Below are 338 nucleotides of genomic sequence, written 5' to 3'. Positions count from 1 at the left end.
CTTATATATAAACTATCTTGCATGTCTCTTGCCGGATGGTTTTTAGGAAGATTGAGTTTTTCAAAGTTCATCTCATCGCTTTCTATTTCAGGACCCTCTTTGATTTGATAGCCCATTCCAATGAATAAATCTTCAACCTCATCAACGATTTGATTTAAAATATGGGTTGCACCGACTCTATAATCAGGCGCATCCAATGTCACATCAATCGTTTCTTTTTTGAGCTTTTCATTGATTGCTTCGCTTCTTAAGGCTTCTTTTTTCTCATCAATCAATATCGAAAATTTCTTTTTCGCTTGATTGATGGTCTGACCAAATTCTGGTTTTTTTGAATCTTC

At 34.9% G+C, this 338-nt stretch carries 1 protein-coding gene; it reads right to left on the bottom strand.

The window, feature by feature from the left end:
• Positions 1-338: tRNA ligase subunit PheS family protein (locus ABCO64_RS10470; protein ID WP_484213836.1), on the bottom strand; the 338-nt coding region annotated here is incomplete at both ends.

The sequence above is a fragment of the Methanocalculus natronophilus genome, assembly GCF_038751955.1.
GTDB classification, from domain to species: Archaea; Halobacteriota; Methanomicrobia; order Methanomicrobiales; family Methanocorpusculaceae; genus Methanocalculus; species Methanocalculus natronophilus.
This window is presented reverse-complemented; position numbering and strand designations above follow the sequence as displayed.